The 16,230-nt window shown below is 66.3% G+C and carries 17 protein-coding genes; 13 read left to right on the plus strand and 4 right to left on the minus strand.

Annotation, left to right across the window (positions count from 1 at the left end; translation table 11 throughout):
• Nucleotides 1–84: 84 nt before the first annotated feature.
• Entirely contained in the window at nucleotides 85–432 is a 348-nt protein-coding gene (locus tag CQY20_RS17945) for a metal-sulfur cluster assembly factor (protein ID WP_097941441.1), read from the plus strand.
• Nucleotides 433–489: 57 nt separating this feature from the next.
• Nucleotides 490–1,035 (plus strand): hypothetical protein, encoded by a 546-nt coding sequence (locus CQY20_RS17950; RefSeq protein ID WP_097941442.1) that lies wholly within the window; start codon nucleotides 490–492, stop codon nucleotides 1,033–1,035.
• 6 nt (nucleotides 1,036–1,041) lie between these two features.
• Here the strand turns inward: CQY20_RS17950 and CQY20_RS17955 are convergent, their stop codons facing one another.
• The gene (locus CQY20_RS17955; RefSeq protein WP_097941497.1) at nucleotides 1,042–1,719 is read right to left on the minus strand and encodes a haloacid dehalogenase type II; all 678 of its coding nucleotides are present in this window, start codon (nucleotides 1,717–1,719) and stop codon (nucleotides 1,042–1,044) included.
• A gap of 21 nt (nucleotides 1,720–1,740) precedes the next feature.
• Nucleotides 1,741–2,628, minus strand: a complete 888-nt coding sequence (locus CQY20_RS17960; protein WP_097941443.1) for an alpha/beta fold hydrolase — start codon at nucleotides 2,626–2,628, stop codon at nucleotides 1,741–1,743.
• An 88-nt stretch (nucleotides 2,629–2,716) separates the two neighbouring features.
• On the opposite strand from CQY20_RS17960, the gene CQY20_RS17965 reads away from it, so the two are divergent.
• The 5 genes from CQY20_RS17965 (at nucleotide 2,717) to CQY20_RS17985 (ending at nucleotide 6,513) form a co-directional block, all read left to right on the plus strand.
• On the plus strand, nucleotides 2,717–3,247 hold the full coding sequence (locus CQY20_RS17965) for a CGNR zinc finger domain-containing protein (RefSeq protein WP_097941444.1): 531 nt from the start codon (nucleotides 2,717–2,719) through the stop codon (nucleotides 3,245–3,247).
• Between the two features lie 104 nt (nucleotides 3,248–3,351).
• Entirely contained in the window at nucleotides 3,352–3,720 is a 369-nt protein-coding gene (trxA, locus tag CQY20_RS17970) for a thioredoxin (RefSeq protein WP_097941445.1), read from the plus strand.
• A 48-nt stretch (nucleotides 3,721–3,768) separates the two neighbouring features.
• Nucleotides 3,769–4,599 carry an enoyl-CoA hydratase gene (locus tag CQY20_RS17975; RefSeq protein WP_163700291.1) on the plus strand — a complete coding sequence of 277 codons (831 nt, stop codon included), beginning with the start codon at nucleotides 3,769–3,771 and terminating at the stop codon, nucleotides 4,597–4,599.
• Nucleotides 4,600–4,627: 28 nt separating this feature from the next.
• On the plus strand, nucleotides 4,628–6,256 hold the full coding sequence (locus CQY20_RS17980) for an ABC-F family ATP-binding cassette domain-containing protein (RefSeq protein WP_097941446.1): 1,629 nt from the start codon (nucleotides 4,628–4,630) through the stop codon (nucleotides 6,254–6,256).
• A 59-nt stretch (nucleotides 6,257–6,315) separates the two neighbouring features.
• Nucleotides 6,316–6,513, plus strand: a complete 198-nt coding sequence (locus CQY20_RS17985; RefSeq protein ID WP_097941499.1) for a helix-turn-helix domain-containing protein — start codon at nucleotides 6,316–6,318, stop codon at nucleotides 6,511–6,513.
• Here the strand turns inward: CQY20_RS17985 and CQY20_RS17990 are convergent, their stop codons facing one another.
• Together CQY20_RS17990 and CQY20_RS17995 are read right to left on the minus strand one after the other, a co-directional pair.
• The gene (locus CQY20_RS17990) at nucleotides 6,514–7,077 is read right to left on the minus strand and encodes a TetR/AcrR family transcriptional regulator (RefSeq protein ID WP_097941447.1); all 564 of its coding nucleotides are present in this window, start codon (nucleotides 7,075–7,077) and stop codon (nucleotides 6,514–6,516) included.
• Nucleotides 7,078–7,111: 34 nt separating this feature from the next.
• Nucleotides 7,112–9,922: an aconitate hydratase gene (locus CQY20_RS17995; protein ID WP_097941448.1), complete on the minus strand. Its 2,811-nt coding sequence runs from the start codon at nucleotides 9,920–9,922 to the stop codon at nucleotides 7,112–7,114.
• Nucleotides 9,923–10,083: 161 nt separating this feature from the next.
• Here CQY20_RS17995 and CQY20_RS18000 point away from each other — a divergent pair, with 161 nt between their 5' ends.
• The 6 genes from CQY20_RS18000 to CQY20_RS18025 all read left to right on the plus strand — a co-directional run bounded on the left by CQY20_RS18000 (nucleotide 10,084) and on the right by CQY20_RS18025 (nucleotide 16,206).
• On the plus strand, nucleotides 10,084–10,620 hold the full coding sequence (locus CQY20_RS18000) for an Rv1476 family membrane protein (protein WP_097941449.1): 537 nt from the start codon (nucleotides 10,084–10,086) through the stop codon (nucleotides 10,618–10,620).
• Nucleotides 10,621–10,808: 188 nt separating this feature from the next.
• Nucleotides 10,809–12,230 carry an NlpC/P60 family peptidoglycan endopeptidase RipA gene (gene ripA, locus CQY20_RS18005; protein ID WP_097941450.1) on the plus strand — a complete coding sequence of 474 codons (1,422 nt, stop codon included), beginning with the start codon at nucleotides 10,809–10,811 and terminating at the stop codon, nucleotides 12,228–12,230.
• Nucleotides 12,231–12,243: 13 nt separating this feature from the next.
• Nucleotides 12,244–12,960 carry an NlpC/P60 family peptidoglycan endopeptidase RipB gene (gene ripB, locus CQY20_RS18010; protein WP_371871082.1) on the plus strand — a complete coding sequence of 239 codons (717 nt, stop codon included), beginning with the start codon at nucleotides 12,244–12,246 and terminating at the stop codon, nucleotides 12,958–12,960.
• Between the two features lie 135 nt (nucleotides 12,961–13,095).
• Nucleotides 13,096–14,217 carry a chaperone MoxR1 gene (moxR1, locus tag CQY20_RS18015; RefSeq protein ID WP_097941451.1) on the plus strand — a complete coding sequence of 374 codons (1,122 nt, stop codon included), beginning with the start codon at nucleotides 13,096–13,098 and terminating at the stop codon, nucleotides 14,215–14,217.
• Nucleotides 14,214–15,164 carry a DUF58 domain-containing protein gene (locus CQY20_RS18020; RefSeq protein ID WP_097941452.1) on the plus strand — a complete coding sequence of 317 codons (951 nt, stop codon included), beginning with the start codon at nucleotides 14,214–14,216 and terminating at the stop codon, nucleotides 15,162–15,164. Before moxR1 ends, CQY20_RS18020 begins: the two co-directional genes overlap by 4 nt.
• 34 nt (nucleotides 15,165–15,198) lie before the next feature.
• Nucleotides 15,199–16,206 carry a VWA domain-containing protein gene (locus tag CQY20_RS18025; RefSeq protein WP_097941453.1) on the plus strand — a complete coding sequence of 336 codons (1,008 nt, stop codon included), beginning with the start codon at nucleotides 15,199–15,201 and terminating at the stop codon, nucleotides 16,204–16,206.
• Nucleotides 16,207–16,230 lie beyond the last annotated feature (24 nt).

Below are 16,230 nucleotides of genomic sequence, written 5' to 3' on the forward strand. Positions count from 1 at the left end.
GAAAGCCATACCCGACATCCCTGGGTGATTCGAAGCCTAAGGCCGACGACCCCAAACACCCTTCAAGAAAGGTAAGGATAGTCGATGAGCGACACCGCAGTGCCTGACCAGGAGTTTCTGGCCGATCTCGAGGAGGCGATGCGCGATGTCGTCGACCCGGAACTCGGCATCAACGTGGTGGACCTCGGCCTGGTCTATGACCTCAACGTGGAAGACAGTGACGCAGGCAAGGTTGCGTTGATCGACATGACGCTGACCTCGGCGGCGTGCCCGCTGACCGACGTGATCGAAGATCAGTCGCGCACCGCGTTGATCGGGGCGGGGCTCGTCAACGACATCAAGATCAACTGGGTGTGGAACCCGCCGTGGGGCCCGGACAAGATCACCGAGGAAGGCCGCGAGCAACTGCGCGCATTGGGCTTCACCGTCTAAACGGCCAGTTTGGCCGGTTGCCGGTCAAAATCGCGCGAAACCCGTCACAATCGCCCAATGGTGACGGTGCCGGCCTTCGTGTGGCGATTCGACCCGGTGCTGCGCGGCGTGCTGCTCGGACTTGCCTGCGGCGGGAGCCTGGGGATGCTGGCATGGCTCGACTCGGGCTTTCTCCTCGTCGGCGTCATCGTGTTCGTCATCCTCGCCATCTTTTACGGCGGGTGGATGACACGGCGGATGTCCCGTTACTGGCCCGCCGCCGCGAACCTGACCGGATCGCAGCGTGAGCAGGTCGCGCGCACCGCTCGCACCGGCGAGGAGATCGGCGAGGTACAACTGGCGCCAGCGCTGATCGAGTACCGCGACGGCATGCACGCCGCCGCGGCTGATGCGAGACCACTGCGGTGGCTCCTCTGGTTCGTGTTGGTCGTCGCGGTCGGGACGGCGTTGTGGGACACCGCGTACGGTTCGTGGGGCAACGCGATCGCGTCGGCCATCTACCTGATCCTGCTGGCGCTCGAGATCTTCTGGTGGCCGCGCAAACAGCAAGCGCTGCTTGTCAATACGGACCGCGCCGCGGAGTTGGCCCGGCAGGCATCCTGAACGGCCTCAGAGCTGGCTCGCCAAATCCACCAGGTCCGTGGCGATCACATCTGGCTGCGGCAGGGCGGGGACAGCCAGCGGCGCGTTACCCGGGCGGGTGATGAGCGCGCCAGCGAGTCCGGCTGCCTGGGCGCCGAGCGTGTCCCACGCGTGGCAGGAGATCATCATGCAGTCCGAGGCGGGCACCCCCAATTGCGTTGCGACTCCGGTGTAGAGCTGCGGCGCCGGCTTGAAAGCCCGCTGCGAGTCGACGCTGAACTGACGCTCGAAGAATCCGGAAAGGCCCGCGTTGTCCACCGGTGTAGCGCCTGCGTGTGGCGGCGAATTCGTCAGTGTGACAAGCCGATACCCGTTATCGGCCAGCATGCGCAGTCCGTCGGCGACGTCGCCGTGCGCCGGCATCGTCCGAATGGCCGTGCCGAGGTCGTTGAGGTCCTCGTCGGTCATCGACACATGGTGGAAGTCGGACATCATCTGCAACACCGCCCGCGACAGCGTCGAGAAGTCGGTGTAGCGGCCCGACATGGTCACCGTCATCGAGTACAGGATCAACTGGCCGTACCATTCGCGGACGACGCCGGCGTCGCCGAATATCCGGTGGAAGTGTGGTCGCAGTGCTTCGATGTCGAGCAGTGTCTCGTTGACGTCGAACACCAGAACCGATGGACGGTTGGCTGCCGGCATGACCACACTCTCTCACGGGCTCTAGCGTCGGCGCCCTGCGCTTCGCGCGCTCACGCGTCGCAGGAAGTCACGGATGAGATCCGACACCTCGTCGACCGCGGTTTCGAGCAGGAAGTGGCCCCCGTCGAGCAGGTGGATCTCGGCGTCCGGTGCGTCTTTGCCGAAAGCGCGTGCGCCGTCGGGGCCGAAGATCGGGTCGTTCTGCCCCCACACCGCAAGCACCGGAACCCTGCTCGTGCGCAGATATTCGTGCAGAGCGGGATACAGCGGCGGATTCGTTGCGTAGTCGCGGAACAGCGCCAGTTGGATCTCGTCGTTGCCGCGCCTGCCGACCAGGGCGGCGTCGTGAATCCAGGTGTCGGGGCTGACCAGTGACTCGTCGGCGACGCCGGTGACGTACTGCCACTTGATCGCTTCGACGTCCAGTGCGGTGCGGACACCCGCCTCGGTTTGCGGTGTCTGCTCACGCTGGTAGTCCCAGACGGTCCGCCAGAAGTCTTCGACGAAGCCGTCGTCGTATCCGTTGCCGTTCTGGGTGACGATGGCGGTGATCGCCTGCGGGCGTCGTAGCGCCAATCGCCATCCGATCGGTGCGCCGTAATCCTGCACATAGATCGCGAAGCGGCGCAGGCCCAGTTCGTCGAGCAGTCCTTCGGTGAGATCGGTCAGCGCATCGAAGGAGTAGTCGAAATCGGTGACCGGCGGTGCCGCCGACAGGCCGAAGCCGAGGTGATCGGGTGCGATGACGTGATAGCGGTCGGCGAGCCGGGGGATCAGCTCGCGGAACATGAACGAACTGGTCGGAAAACCGTGCAGCAGCACGATCGCCGGCGCATCCGGGTCCCCGGCCTCCCGGTAGAAGATCTGGTGTCCGGCGACGGTGGCGTAGCGGTGATGAACAGCCGGCATGGCTAACTCCCTAGGACAGATTTACTGGTTAGTGCACATTCAACGCCCGAGCCGCTAACCTGTCAATAGTCGTTTGGAGGTTAGACACATGAAGCTGGTTGCAGTGGGCGCACAGGACGAACAATTCCTGCTCGAACTGCTCAACTCCACACCCGTGGTCGACGGCGTCCCGCGTGACGACCTCGCGCAGTTGAACGCAGCGCGGCGGTGGATGCGCGCACACGGGCTCGCGCCGACCGAGGCTGAACTGGCGGCACTTCTCGATGCCCGCGCTGCGCTGCAGGCCGTCGTGCGCGGCGAGAAAAGTGCTGCCGTACTTCGCCGTTTCGTGACATCTGCGGCACTGCGGCCGACGGCGTCGCGCGACGGAATCGACTGGCACCTGACAACCGAGGGGACACCGGTGGGCGCGGTGCGTGCGGTGCTCGCATGGGACGCGCTGCGGGTCACCAGCCCGGGGCGACTGCGGCCGTGCGCCAACATCGAGTGCAGGCTCTTTCTGATCGACCGCAGCAAGCCCAACACCGCGCGCTGGTGCTCGATGGCGATCTGCGGCAACCGGATGAAGGCTCGACGGCACTACCGCCGCGCGCACTCCTCGGAGAACCCGCAGGGCTAGGCGTATCCAGGTGCGGATGGTCCAAGATCGCCCGAAGGGCGGCGGCGGGATTCCTCAGGCCGCATAGTGGGAACACACAGTCAGACGCAGGCGTTAGGAGAGCTGTGACCACCACCCGAGATATCACCGCGGCCGAATTCAACGACACCATCAACGACAACGAGATCGTGCTGGTGGACTTCTGGGCGTCGTGGTGTGGGCCGTGTCGCGCGTTCGCGCCGACGTTCGCCCAGTCGGCCGAGAAACATCCGGACATCGTGCACGCCAAGGTCGACACCGAAGCCGAGCAACAGCTCGCCGCCGCGGCCGACATTCGTTCGATTCCGACGCTGATGGCGTTCAAGAAGGGCAAGCTGGTGTTCAACCAGGCCGGGGCGCTGCCGCCGGCGGCCCTTGAGGATCTCGTGCAACAGATCAAGGCTTTCGACATCGACGCCGCGATCGCCGCGCAGAACGACGGCGACCAGGGCTGACGCCTCACCAACAGTTCCGCGGGATGACCGGACCGCGCACGCGATAGCGTGCAGTCCGTGACCGAGCAAAGCGACTTCGTCCTCGTAAGCCGTCCCCGCCCCGGCGTGGCCCTGGTGACGCTGAATCGCCCCGAGCGGATGAACTCCATGGCGTTCGACGTCATGGTGCCGCTGCGGGCGGTGCTGGGGGAGTTGACCTACGACAACTCCGTCCGTGCGGTCGTGCTGACCGGAGCGGGACGGGGCTTCTCATCAGGCGCCGACCACAAGTCCGCCGGATCGGTGCCGCACGTCGACGGGCTGACCCGGCCCACGTTCGCGCTGCGCTCGATGGAAGTCCTCGATGACGTGATCCTGGCCCTGCGCAAGATGCATCAACCGGTCATCGCCGCGGTCAACGGCGCCGCCATCGGCGGAGGACTGTGCCTGGCGTTGGCTGCCGACATCCGGGTGGCCGCCGACGGCGCCTACTTCCGCGCGGCCGGCATCAACAACGGGCTGACCGCCAGCGAACTGGGGCTCAGCTACCTGCTGCCCAAGGCGATCGGCACGTCGCGGGCGTTCGAAATGATGCTGACCGGCCGCGACGTCGACGCTGAGGAGGCCGAGCGGATCGGCCTGGTGTCGCGCACCGTGCCCGGTGACCAGCTGCTGGAGACCTGCTACGGGATGGCCGAGCGCATCGCCGCGTTCTCTCGGCCGGGAATTGAGTTGACCAAACGCACACTGTGGGCTGGACTTGACGCCGCTAGCCTGGAAGGGCACATGCAGGCCGAGGGCCTCGGACAACTCTTCGTGCGTCTGCTCACCGCCAACTTCGAGGAAGCGGTCGCCGCGCGCGTCGAGAAGCGGGCCCCAGTCTTTACCGACGACAAATAGCGCACGCAATGGATAGGGAGACGGCAGCGTGATCACCGCAACGGACCTCGAGGTCCGCGCAGGCGCGCGCACGCTGCTGTCAACCGACGGCACCGCGCTGCGCGTGCAGCCGGGTGACCGCATCGGGCTGGTCGGCCGAAACGGCGCGGGCAAGACCACGACCATGCGCATCCTGGCCGGCGAGGGTGAGCCCTACGCGGGCACCATCACCCGCAGCGGCGACATCGGTTATCTGCCACAGGATCCCAAGGAAGGCAATCTCGACACCCTGGCCCGCGACCGCGTGCTGTCGGCGCGTGGCCTCGACACGCTGCTGGCCGACCTGGAGAAGCAGCAGGCGCTGATGGCCGAGACGGCCGACGATGCCGTCCGCGACCGTGCGGTGCGCCGATACGGTCAGCTCGAGGAGCGGTTCGCCGCGCTGGGCGGATACGGCGCCGAGAGCGAGGCCAGCCGCATCTGCGCCAGCCTCGGGCTGCCCGAACGGGTGTTGACGCAGCCGCTGCGCACCCTCTCCGGTGGCCAGCGCCGCCGCGTGGAACTCGCGCGCATTTTGTTCGCGGCCTCCGACACCGGGTCGGGTTCGTCGACGACACTGCTGCTCGACGAGCCGACCAACCACCTCGACGCCGACTCGATCGGCTGGCTGCGCGACTTCCTGCAGAACCACACTGGCGGCCTTGTGATGATCAGCCACAACGTCGACCTGCTCGCCGACGTCGTGAACCGGGTGTGGTTCCTCGACGCGGTGCGCGGCGAAGTCGACGTCTACAACATGTCGTGGCAGAAGTACCTCGATGCGCGCGCCACCGACGAACAGCGCCGCCGCCGCGAGCGTGCCAACGCCGAACGCAAGGCCTCCGCGCTGCGCGCCCAGGCCGCCAAGATGGGGGCCAAGGCAACGAAAGCCGTTGCCGCGCAAAACATGTTGCGTCGCGCCGATCGGATGATGGCGGCTCTCGATGATGAGCCGGTGGCCGACAAGGTGGCCCGCATCAAATTCCCCAGCCCCGCCCCGTGCGGGCGGACCCCGCTGGTAGCGAAGGACCTGACCAAGACCTACGGCTCACTGGAGGTGTTCACCGGCGTCGATCTGGCGATCGACCGCGGCTCGCGCGTGGTGGTGCTCGGGCTCAACGGCGCGGGCAAGACCACGTTGCTGCGGCTGTTGGCCGGCGTCGAAACACCCGACAGGGGAGTGCTGGAACCGGGGCATGGGCTCAAGATCGGCTACTTCGCCCAGGAGCACGACACGCTCGACGACCTCGCCACGGTGTGGGAGAACATCCGCCACGCCGCACCCGACACCGGCGAGCAGGATCTGCGAGGGTTGTTGGGCGCGTTCATGTTCAGCGGCCCGCAGCTCGATCAGCCTGCGGGCACACTGTCCGGCGGCGAGAAGACCCGGCTGGCGCTGGCCGGGCTCGTCGCATCGGCGGCCAACGTGTTGTTGCTCGACGAGCCGACCAACAATCTCGATCCCGCGTCGCGTGAACAAGTGCTGGATGCGCTGCGCAGTTACCGAGGCGCGGTGGTGCTGGTGACTCACGATCCCGGCGCGGCCGAGGCGCTCGAACCACAGCGCGTCGTGCTGCTTCCCGACGGTACCGAGGACTTCTGGTCAGAAGAGTACGCGGACCTGATCGAACTGGCTTAAAACTGTTTCGGCTCTTCTACCCTGGGTACTCATCGGTACATCACAGCGGGGAGGTGTCGATGAAAAAACCGAACAAGTCGCGCGAAGACCTGTTGAAGGAGCTGCGGTCGGCCTACGAGGGGGGAGCCAGCATCCGTGCTCTGGTGGCGCGGACGGGTCGTTCGTACGGTTCGATTCACAGCATGCTGCGCGAGTCGGGTACCACGATGCGTAGTCGTGGTGGTCCCAACCACCGGACCAAAGCAACCGCGCGCTAGCTACTGCTGACGCACGGACGACTCGACGAGGTCCAGTACGGCGCTGAGCTTTTCGGGGTCGTCACCTGAGGCCAGTCGTGCCACCAGGCCGTCGAGCACCAGGTCGAGGTAGGTGTGCAGGACGTCGCTGGGCACGTCGTCGCGCAGCCGCCCGGCCAGCTTTTGTCTGCGCAGCCGCTCCGTCGTGGCCGTGGACAGTTCAGCGGAACGCTCTGACCACCCCTTGTTGAACGCCGGGTCGTTGCGCAGCTTGCGCGCGATCTCCAACCGGGTGGCCAACCAGTCGAACTGTTCGGGCGCGGCGAGCATGTCGCGCATGACCTGGATGAGCCCTTCGCGCGACGCGACCTCCGCCATCCGCTCGGCGTCTTCATGCGCCAGTTCGAAGAACAACGTGTCCTTGTCGCGGAAGTGGTGGAAGATCGCGCCGCGCGACAGCCCGATGGTCTGCTCCAACCGGCGCACGGTGGCCTTGTCGTAGCCGTACTCGGCGAAGCACCTCCGGGCACCGTCGAGGATCTGACGGCGACGCGCCGCCAGATGGTCGTCGGTTACCCGGGGCACCTGAGGCGTCCTTTTCTCGCGCGAGCGTCTGCGCCTACGACTTGAGCATGTTGCGCAGCACGTACTGCAGGATGCCGCCGTTGCGGTAGTAGTCGGCCTCGCCGGGGGTGTCGATGCGCACGACAGCGTCGAACTCCACCGCCGAGCCGTCCTCCTTCGCCGCCTTCACGTGCACCGTCCGCGGCGTCGTGCCGTCGTTGAGCGCCTCGATGCCGGTGATGTCGTATGTCTCCGTGCCGTCCAGCCTCAGCGAAGCTGCCGACTCGCCCTCCGGGAACTGCAGCGGGATGACGCCCATGCCGATGAGGTTGGAGCGGTGGATGCGCTCGAACGACTCGGCGATGACCGCCCGCACACCGAGCAGCCGCGTGCCCTTGGCCGCCCAGTCGCGCGACGAACCCGAACCGTACTCCTTGCCGCCCAGCACGACTAGCGGAATCCCTTGCGCCGCATAATTTTGCGCAGCGTCGTAGATGAACGCCTGCTCGCCGCCCTTGGTGAAGTCGCGGGTGTAGCCGCCGGACACGTCGTCGAGCAGCTGGTTGCGCAGCCGGATGTTGGCGAAGGTACCGCGGATCATCACCTCGTGGTTACCGCGCCGCGAACCGTAGGAGTTGTAGTCCTTGCGGTCGACTCCATGCTCGTCGAGGTACTGCGCGGCGGGTGTGCCCGGCTTGATGCTGCCCGCGGGGGAGATGTGGTCGGTGGTCACCGAATCGCCCAGCAGGGCCAGCACTCGGGCGCCCTTGATGTCGGCCACCGGCTCCGGCTCGGCGGGCATGCCGTCGAAGTACGGCGGCTTGCGGACATACGTCGAGTTCGGGTCCCACTCAAACGTGTTGCCGCTCGGCGTCGGCAGGTTGCGCCAGCGGTCGTCGCCCTTGAACACATCGGCGTAGTTCTTGGTGAACATCTCGGTGTTGATCGCCGAGGCGATGGTGTCGTTGATGTCCTTCTGCGACGGCCAGATGTCCTTCAAGAACACCGGGTTGCCGCCGGCGTCGGTGCCGAGCGGATCCTGCTCGAAGTCGAAGTCCATCGTGCCGGCCAGTGCATAGGCGATGACCAGCGGCGGTGACGCCAGATAGTTCATCTTCACGTCGGGATTGATGCGGCCCTCGAAGTTGCGGTTGCCCGACAGGACGGCGGTCACCGAGAGGTCGTTGTCGTTGACGGCCTTGCTGATCTCGTCGGGCAGCGGGCCGCTGTTGCCGATGCACGTGGTGCAGCCGTAGCCGACGAGGTAGAACCCGAGCTTCTCCAGATACGGCAGCAGCCCGGCCTTTTCGTAGTAATCGGTGACCACCTGGGAGCCCGGCGCCAGCGTCGTCTTGACCCACGGCTTGGACTGCAGGCCCTTCTCGACGGCGTTGCGCGCGAGCAGCGCCGCGCCGAGCATCACCTCGGGGTTGGAGGTGTTGGTGCACGACGTGATCGCCGCGATGACGACCGCGCCGTGGTCGATGACGAACTCGCCCCGCTCGGGGGAGCTGACCTTGACCGGCTTGGTCGGACGGCCCTCTGCGCCCGTGGCGGCGGAGTGCGCGGGCTCGCCGCCGTTGTCCGCGAAGGTCAGCACCGCGGGGTCGCTGGCCGGGAAGCTCTCCTCGACGGCCTCGTCGAGCTTGGTCTCCGGCGCGGGAAGGTTCTCCTCGACGTAGTTGTGAATGTCCTTGCGGAACGCGGTCTTCGCGTCGTCGAGCGCGATGCGGTCCTGCGGTCGCTTCGGTCCGGCGATCGACGGCACCACGTCGGCCAGGTCCAGCTCGATGTACTCGGAGTACTCCGGCTCGCGCTGCGGGTCGTGCCACATGCCCTGCTCCTTGGCATAAGCCTCGACCAGCGCCACCTGCTCGTCGCTGCGGCCGGTCATCTTCAGATACTCGATCGTGACCTCGTCGATCGGGAAAATTGCTGCGGTCGAACCGAATTCGGGACTCATGTTGCCCAGGGTGGCGCGGTTGGCCAGCGGCACCTCGGCGACGCCGTTGCCGTAGAACTCGACGAACTTGCCGACCACGCCGTGCTTGCGCAGCATCTCGGTGACGGTCAGCACCACGTCGGTGGCGGTGACGCCGGGCCTGCGCTCGCCGGTCAGCTTGAAGCCGACGACGCGGGGGATGAGCATCGACACCGGCTGGCCGAGCATCGCGGCCTCGGCCTCGATGCCGCCGACGCCCCATCCCAGCACGCCGAGACCGTTCTCCATCGTGGTGTGGCTGTCGGTGCCCACGCAGGTGTCCGGGTAGGCGACCCCGTCGCGGTTCATCACGACCGAGGCCAGGTATTCGATGTTGACCTGGTGCACGATGCCGGTCCCCGGCGGCACCACCTTGAAGTCGTTGAAGGCGCCCTGACCCCAGCGCAGGAACTGGTAGCGCTCGCCGTTGCGCTGGTACTCGATCTCCACGTTGCGCTCGAAGGCGTCTTCCCGCCCGAAGAGGTCGGCGATGACGGAATGGTCGATCACCAGGTCGGCGGGCGCCAGCGGGTTGACCTTGTTGGGGTCGCCGCCGAGTGCCGCGACGGCCTCCCGCATGGTGGCCAGGTCGACGATGCACGGCACGCCGGTGAAGTCCTGCATGATCACCCGCGCGGGGGTGAATTGGATCTCGACGCTGGGCTCGGCCTTCGGATCCCAGTTGGCGATCGCCTCGATGTGCTCCTTGGTGATGTTGGCACCGTCCTCGGTGCGCAGCAGGTTCTCGGCGAGGACCGTGAGGCTGTAGGGGAGCTTCTCGGTGCCGGGCACCGCGTCAAGTCGATAGATCTCGTAGCTCTTGTCCCCGACCTTCAGGGTGGAACGGGCATCGAACGAGTTTTGAGACGAATCTTTGCTGCTCACATCAACTCCCGATAAATATCCTCGCCGCGACGGGCTGTGTCTGCGGCGCTTCTACTCTAACAGTACGCTTGTCCTGTAAAGCAAGCGCGACGGGGTTCAGTCTCGTCCTCGGCGGTGCGTGCTGCCACCCGCCGAGGCCGCCATCGCGTACGGTTTCTGTCGTGACAGGACCGCACGTGCTCCCGTTCCTACCGACGTATATCCCGCCCGACGTCGACATCAACCAAGTTATTGCAGACGTGGGCGACGACGGGATCAGCGTGCCCCCCGACAAGGCCGACCAGGTTGCCGAGTTACGCCAGGTGATCAACGACGCCCACGACCAAGGCATCGACCTCAAGGTCGTCTTCATCGCGAACAACCCGCCGATCGACACACCGCTGCGCGACATCGCCACCGAGGTCGGCGAGGCCTACCCGGGTTCGACGGTGCTGGCGATGAGTCCGTCATGGGCGGGGACCTATAGCCCGAAATTCGATCGGGTGACATTGGAGGCGGGTCAAGACCTCGCCAAGAACGGCGACCCGGTGCAATCCACGAAGAATTTCGTGAGCGAGTTGACCACGCCTCACTTTGACTGGACGGCATTCACCATCTTTGTCGTCTCGGCCGTATTCGCCGCCGCCGTCGCGACCCGATTCCTGCAGGTCCGCAGCAAACGCGCCGCGGTCGAAACGGACGCACAAGCGTCCGAATAAAACACGGCATAACGTCGGCCAGCCGGCCGACTTCGAATTCGAATATCACTATTCGGTCACATCCTCTGGAATTACAGATATGTAGTTTGTGACTACAGTTTCCTCAGCGTCAGTTGTGACGTACGGTGCAGAAGTACTCAATGGTGCAACTGTTGTTTGTGTGACTTCTGCGAGGAGATTCCAGTCGAATGAGACGCACCCCTCGCGCCCTCGCGTCCCGGGTGTTCGGTAGGGCCTGCGCGGCTCCGCTGATCATCGGGATGCTGCTTGTTTTGACGTTCTCCGGCGGAGGGCTGGCAACGGCAGAACCCAGTGGCGCGGACTCGGTCGGCTCGCTTGTCGCGGCGATCGCAAACGTGAATCAGAAGCTGCAGGACCTTGGCGCTGCCGTGCAGGCCAAGCAGGAGAGCGTCAACAAGGCCATCGTCGACGTGCAGACCGCTCGTGACAATGCGGCGGCGGCGCAGCGCGAGGTGGACGCCAGCAGGCGGGCCGTGGAAGACGCCACCGCGGCGATCGAGGCGGCCCAGCAACGCTTCGACACGTTCGCGGCGTCGATGTATGTCAACGGCCCGGCGAGCTCCTACCTGACCGCCACCGACCCCGACGCGATTCTGGCGACGGCGTCGGCGGGCCAAGCGCTGACCACCAACGTCCAGCAGGTGGTCGAGAACCTGCAGCGGGCCCGCACCGAACAGGTCAACAAGGAGTCGGCGGCGCGGCTGGCAAAGCAGAAGGCCGATCAGGCCGTCGCCGACGCGCAGGCCAGCCAGGACGCGGCGGTCGCGGCGCTGAGGGATGCGCAGCAGACCTTCCGCGATCAGCAGGCGGAATTGGACAAGCTCACCGCCGAGCGCAAGGCCGCACAGGCCAAACTCGCCGAAGCTCGCACGTGGTCGACTTCGGCCGCAACCCAGGCGAAACCCACTCAGCCGCAGGCTAATTCGTCGAGCAACTGGGATCGCGCACCGCAGGCGCCGACGCCGGCGGCAGGCAATTGGGACCAGAGCCTGTGGGATCCCACGCTGCCTGCGATCCCGAGCGCGTTCGTCAGCGGCGACCCGATCGCGATCATCAACACGGTGCTGGGCATTTCGTCCAGCTCGGCACAGGTCACCGCCGACATGGGCCGAAACTTCCTGCGCAAGTTGGGAATTCTGCCGACGCCGAGCGGCTACACCAACGGTGCGATACCTCGCGTCTACGGTAGGCAGGCCAGCGAGTACGTGATCCAGCGGGCGATGTCGCAGCTCGGTGTGCCGTACTCATGGGGCGGCGGCAACGCCGCGGGACCCAGCCGCGGCATCGACCAAGGCGCGGGCACAGTCGGTTTCGACTGCTCCGGGCTGATCCTGTACGCGTTTGCCGGTGTCGGCATCAAGCTGCCGCACTACTCGGGTTCGCAGTACGACATGGGGCGCAAGATCCCGTCGTCGCAGATGCGGCGCGGCGATGTCATCTTCTACGGGCCAGGCGGTAGTCAGCACGTGACGCTCTACCTGGGCAACAACCAGATGATCGAGGCGCCCTACACCGGTTCGCACGTCAAGATTTCGCCGGTGCGCACCAGTGGCATGACCCCTTACGTCGTCCGATACATCGAATGGTGACTTGGTGAATTCATTGCGCCACAAGGTTTTACGCTGCTCCGCCGTCCTTGTTCCGCTGCTTGCGGCGGTGGCGATGGCGATCGGGCTCGCGGTGCCGTCGACGGCGGCACCCGATGACGGCCAATGGGATCCGACGCTGCCGAAGATTCTCAGCGCCGGCGCTCCCGGTGACCCCGTCGCGATCGCCAACGCGTCGTTCGAGGCGACTCAGCTGGCCATTCAGACCACCCAGAGTCTGGGCCAGAAGTTCCTCCAGAGCATCGGTCTGGGCGGCAGCACCAATGCGGGTGCAAGCAGTGCAGGCGTCGGAGTCGGCCGAGTCCGCGGACCACAGGCCATCGAGTATGTGATCCGCCGCGGGGCCTCGCAGATCGGCGTGCCGTATTCATGGGGAGGCGGCACGCCGAAAGGGCCCAGCAAGGGGGTCGACTCCGGCGCCAACACCGTCGGCTATGACTGCTCCGGGTTCACCCAGTTCGCCTTCGCGGGCGTGGGCGTGCTGATCCCGAAGTACTCGGGCGATCAGTACAACACCGGCCGCAAGGTGCCGCAATCGCAGGCCAAGCGCGGCGACCTGTTGTTCTGGGGTCCCGGCGGCAGCCAGCACGTCGCGATCTATCTTGGTGGCGGCAAGATGCTGGAAGCCTCCAGCAGCGCAGGGAAAGTGACCGTCAGCCCGCTGCGCACGGCCGGCCTTCAGCCTTATCTCGCCAGGATCATCGAATCCTGAGTGCGGGCTGAGCGGACGCTGAGCAGTCCCGGGCAACGTCGACGGATTCCGTACTGCCTGGAATAGTTGACGACGGGCACCCCGCCCGCGGCGCATGACCTGCGCCTTTGAACTACAACGCATAGAGGATCGTTGATGACGTCAGCAGGTGGGCCGCAAGGCCCGGCGCAGGGTTATCCCCCGAATACTCACGCTGCACCGCCGCCGCCCGCGAACTCGGGGAGCCTGCAAAACGAGGTGCACACGCTGGAACGGGCAGTCTTCGAGGTCAAGCGCATCATCGTCGGCCAGGATCAGCTCGTCGAGCGCATGCTGGTCGGGCTGCTCGCCAAGGGACACGTGCTGCTCGAGGGTGTGCCCGGCGTGGCCAAGACGCTGGCCGTGGAGACGTTCGCCAAGGTGGTCGGCGGCACGTTCGCCCGCATCCAGTTCACCCCCGACCTGGTGCCCACCGACATCATCGGCACCAGGATCTACCGCCAGGGCAAGGAGGAGTTCGACATCGAGCTCGGCCCGGTGGTGGTCAACTTCCTGCTCGCCGACGAGATCAACCGCGCGCCCGCCAAGGTGCAGTCGGCGCTGCTGGAGGTCATGGCCGAACGCAAGATCTCCATCGGTGGTAAGACCTTCCCGCTGCCGGCGCCGTTCCTGGTGATGGCCACCCAGAACCCGATCGAGCAGGAAGGCGTGTACGCCCTGCCCGAGGCGCAGCGCGACCGCTTCCTGTTCAAGCTCAACATCGACTACCCCTCCCCGGAGGAGGAGCGCGAGATCGTCTACAGGATGGGCGTCAAGCCGCCGGAGCCCAAGCAGATCCTCAACCCGGGCGATCTGCTGCGCCTGCAGGACGTCGCGGCCAACACGTTCGTCCACCACGCGCTGGTCGACTACGTCGTGCGCGTCGTCACCGCGACCCGGCAGCCGGAAAAGTTCGGCATGCCCGACGCCAAGGCATGGATCGCCTACGGCGCCTCGCCCCGCGCGTCCCTGGGCATCATCGCCGCCTCCCGCGCGCTGGCATTGGTGCGCGGCCGCGACTACGTCATCCCGCAGGACGTCGTCGAGGTCATCCCCGACGTGCTGCGGCACCGGCTGGTGTTGACCTACGACGCGCTTGCCGACGAGATCTCGCCGGAGACCGTGATCGGCCGGATCCTGCAAACCGTGGCGCTGCCTCAGGTGAATGCCATTCCGCAGCAGGGCCATTCGGTGCCGCCCGTTGTGCCCACCGCAGCGACCGCGGCTAGTGGTCGGTGACTACTTCCGGACGCAACGTCGATCTGCCGTCGCTGAAGCGCGGGGAGATCCGTGACCCTGCGCTGACGGCGGCGCTGCGCAAACTCGAGTTGACGGTGCGGCGCAAGCTGGACGGGGTGCTGCACGGTGACCACCTCGGGCTGCTGCCCGGACCGGGATCCGAGCCGGGGGAGTCGCGGATCTATCAGCCCGGCGACGACGTGCGACGGATGGACTGGTCGGTCACCGCCCGCACGACCACCCCGCACGTGCGGCAGATGATCGCCGACCGGGAGCTGGAGACATGGCTGGTGGTCGACGTCTCGGCCAGCCTCGACTTCGGCACCACCGGGTGCGAGAAGCGTGACCTGGCGGTGGCGGCCGCGGCCGCGATCGCCTTCCTCAACAGCGGCGGCGGAAACCGTCTCGGCGCGGTGATCTCCAACGGCGACACCATGCGGCGTGTGCCTGCGCTGTCGGGTCGCATGCACGAGCAGCAGTTGCTGCGCGCGATCGCCACCACGCCGAAGGCGCCGCTGGGGGTGCGCGGCGATCTGGCCGCCGCGATCGACGCGCTGCGCAGGCCGGAGCGGCGCCGCGGGATGGCCGTGATCATCAGCGACTTCCTCGGGCCGATCAACTGGGAGCGTCCGCTGCGGGCCATCGCCGGGCGCCATGAGGTGCTCGGCATCGAGATCATCGACCCGCGCGACGTCGAACTGCCGCCCGTCGGCGACGTCATCCTCCAGGACACCGAAACGGGCGTCACCCGTGAATTCACCATCGACGAACAGCTTCGTGCGGACTTCGAGAAGGCCGCCGCCGCGCACCGTGCCGAGGTGGCCCGCACCCTGCGCCGCTGCGACGCGCCACTGCTGACGCTGCGCACCGACCGGGACTGGATCGCCGACGTGGTCCGGTTCGTGGCCAACCGGCGCCGAGGGGCGCTAGCCGGGCGGCCCTCCTGAGCCCTCCTGACACAACCGAAATGACAACTGCCACATGACATTGCCGTTGCTCGGCCCGATGAGCCTCTCGGGCTTCGAACACAAGTGGTTCTTCCTGTTCCTGCTCGTCGTGATCGGGCTGGCCGCGCTCTACATCGTCGTGCAGCTGGCCCGGCAGCGGCGGATGCTGCGCTTCGCCAACATGGAACTGCTGGAAAGCGTTGCGCCCAAACGACCTAGCCGCTGGCGTCATCTGCCCGCCATCCTGCTGGTGCTGTCACTGGTGCTGCTGACCGTGGCGATGGCGGGCCCGACCCACGACGTGCGGATCCCGCGCAACCGCGCGGTGGTGATGCTGGTGATCGACGTGTCGCAGTCGATGCGCGCGACCGACGTGTCGCCCAATCGCCTTGCCGCAGCGCAGGAAGCGTCCAAACAGTTCGCCGACGAGCTCACACCGGGCATCAACCTGGGGCTGATCTCCTACGCGGGCACCGCCACCGTGCTGGTGTCGCCGACCACCAACCGCGAGGCCACCAAGAACGCGATCGACAAGTTGCAGTTGGCCGACCGCACCGCCACCGGTGAAGGCATCTTCACCGCGCTGCAGGCCATCGCGACCGTCGGCGCGGTGATCGGCGGCGGTGACGAGCCACCGCCCGCGCGCATCGTGTTGTTCTCCGACGGCAAGGAGACGGTGCCGTCGAACCCGGACAACCCGAAGGGCGCGTTCACCGCGGCCCGTACGGCCAAGGACCAAGGCGTGCCGATTTCGACCATTTCGTTCGGCACGCCCTACGGCTACGTCGAGATCAACGACCAGCGTCAGCCGGTGCCCGTCGACGACGACATGCTGCGCAAGATCGCCGAGCTGTCCGGTGGCGAGGCCTTCACCGCCTCCAGCCTGGATCAGCTGCGCCAGGTGTATGCGGACCTACAGCAGCAGATCGGCTACGAGACGATCAAGGGCGACGCCAGCGTGGGCTGGCTGCGGCTCGGCGCGCTGGTGCTGGCATTGGCGGCGCTGGCAGCGCTACTGATCAACCGTCGATTGCCCAACTAAGGCGATTTCTTAAGAATGGCCGAC

The sequence above is a fragment of the Mycolicibacterium agri genome (assembly GCF_002553505.1).
Lineage (GTDB): Bacteria > Actinomycetota > Actinomycetes > Mycobacteriales > Mycobacteriaceae > Mycobacterium > Mycobacterium agri.

Excerpts from the sequence above, each read along its gene's own strand:
- CQY20_RS17945 (WP_097941441.1), top strand. The coding sequence starts at position 85 with ATGAGCGACACCGCAGTGCCTGACCAGGAGTTTCTGGCCGATCTCGAG.
- CQY20_RS17950 (WP_097941442.1), top strand. The coding sequence starts at position 490 with ATGGTGACGGTGCCGGCCTTCGTGTGGCGATTCGACCCGGTGCTGCGC.
- CQY20_RS17955 (WP_097941497.1), bottom strand. The coding sequence starts at position 1,719 with ATGCCGGCAGCCAACCGTCCATCGGTTCTGGTGTTCGACGTCAACGAG.
- CQY20_RS17960 (WP_097941443.1), bottom strand. The coding sequence starts at position 2,628 with ATGCCGGCTGTTCATCACCGCTACGCCACCGTCGCCGGACACCAGATC.
- CQY20_RS17965 (WP_097941444.1), top strand. The coding sequence starts at position 2,717 with ATGAAGCTGGTTGCAGTGGGCGCACAGGACGAACAATTCCTGCTCGAA.
- CQY20_RS17985 (WP_097941499.1), top strand. The coding sequence starts at position 6,316 with ATGAAAAAACCGAACAAGTCGCGCGAAGACCTGTTGAAGGAGCTGCGG.
- ripA (WP_097941450.1), top strand. The coding sequence starts at position 10,809 with ATGAGACGCACCCCTCGCGCCCTCGCGTCCCGGGTGTTCGGTAGGGCC.
- moxR1 (WP_097941451.1), top strand. The coding sequence starts at position 13,096 with ATGACGTCAGCAGGTGGGCCGCAAGGCCCGGCGCAGGGTTATCCCCCG.
- CQY20_RS18025 (WP_097941453.1), top strand. The coding sequence starts at position 15,199 with ATGACATTGCCGTTGCTCGGCCCGATGAGCCTCTCGGGCTTCGAACAC.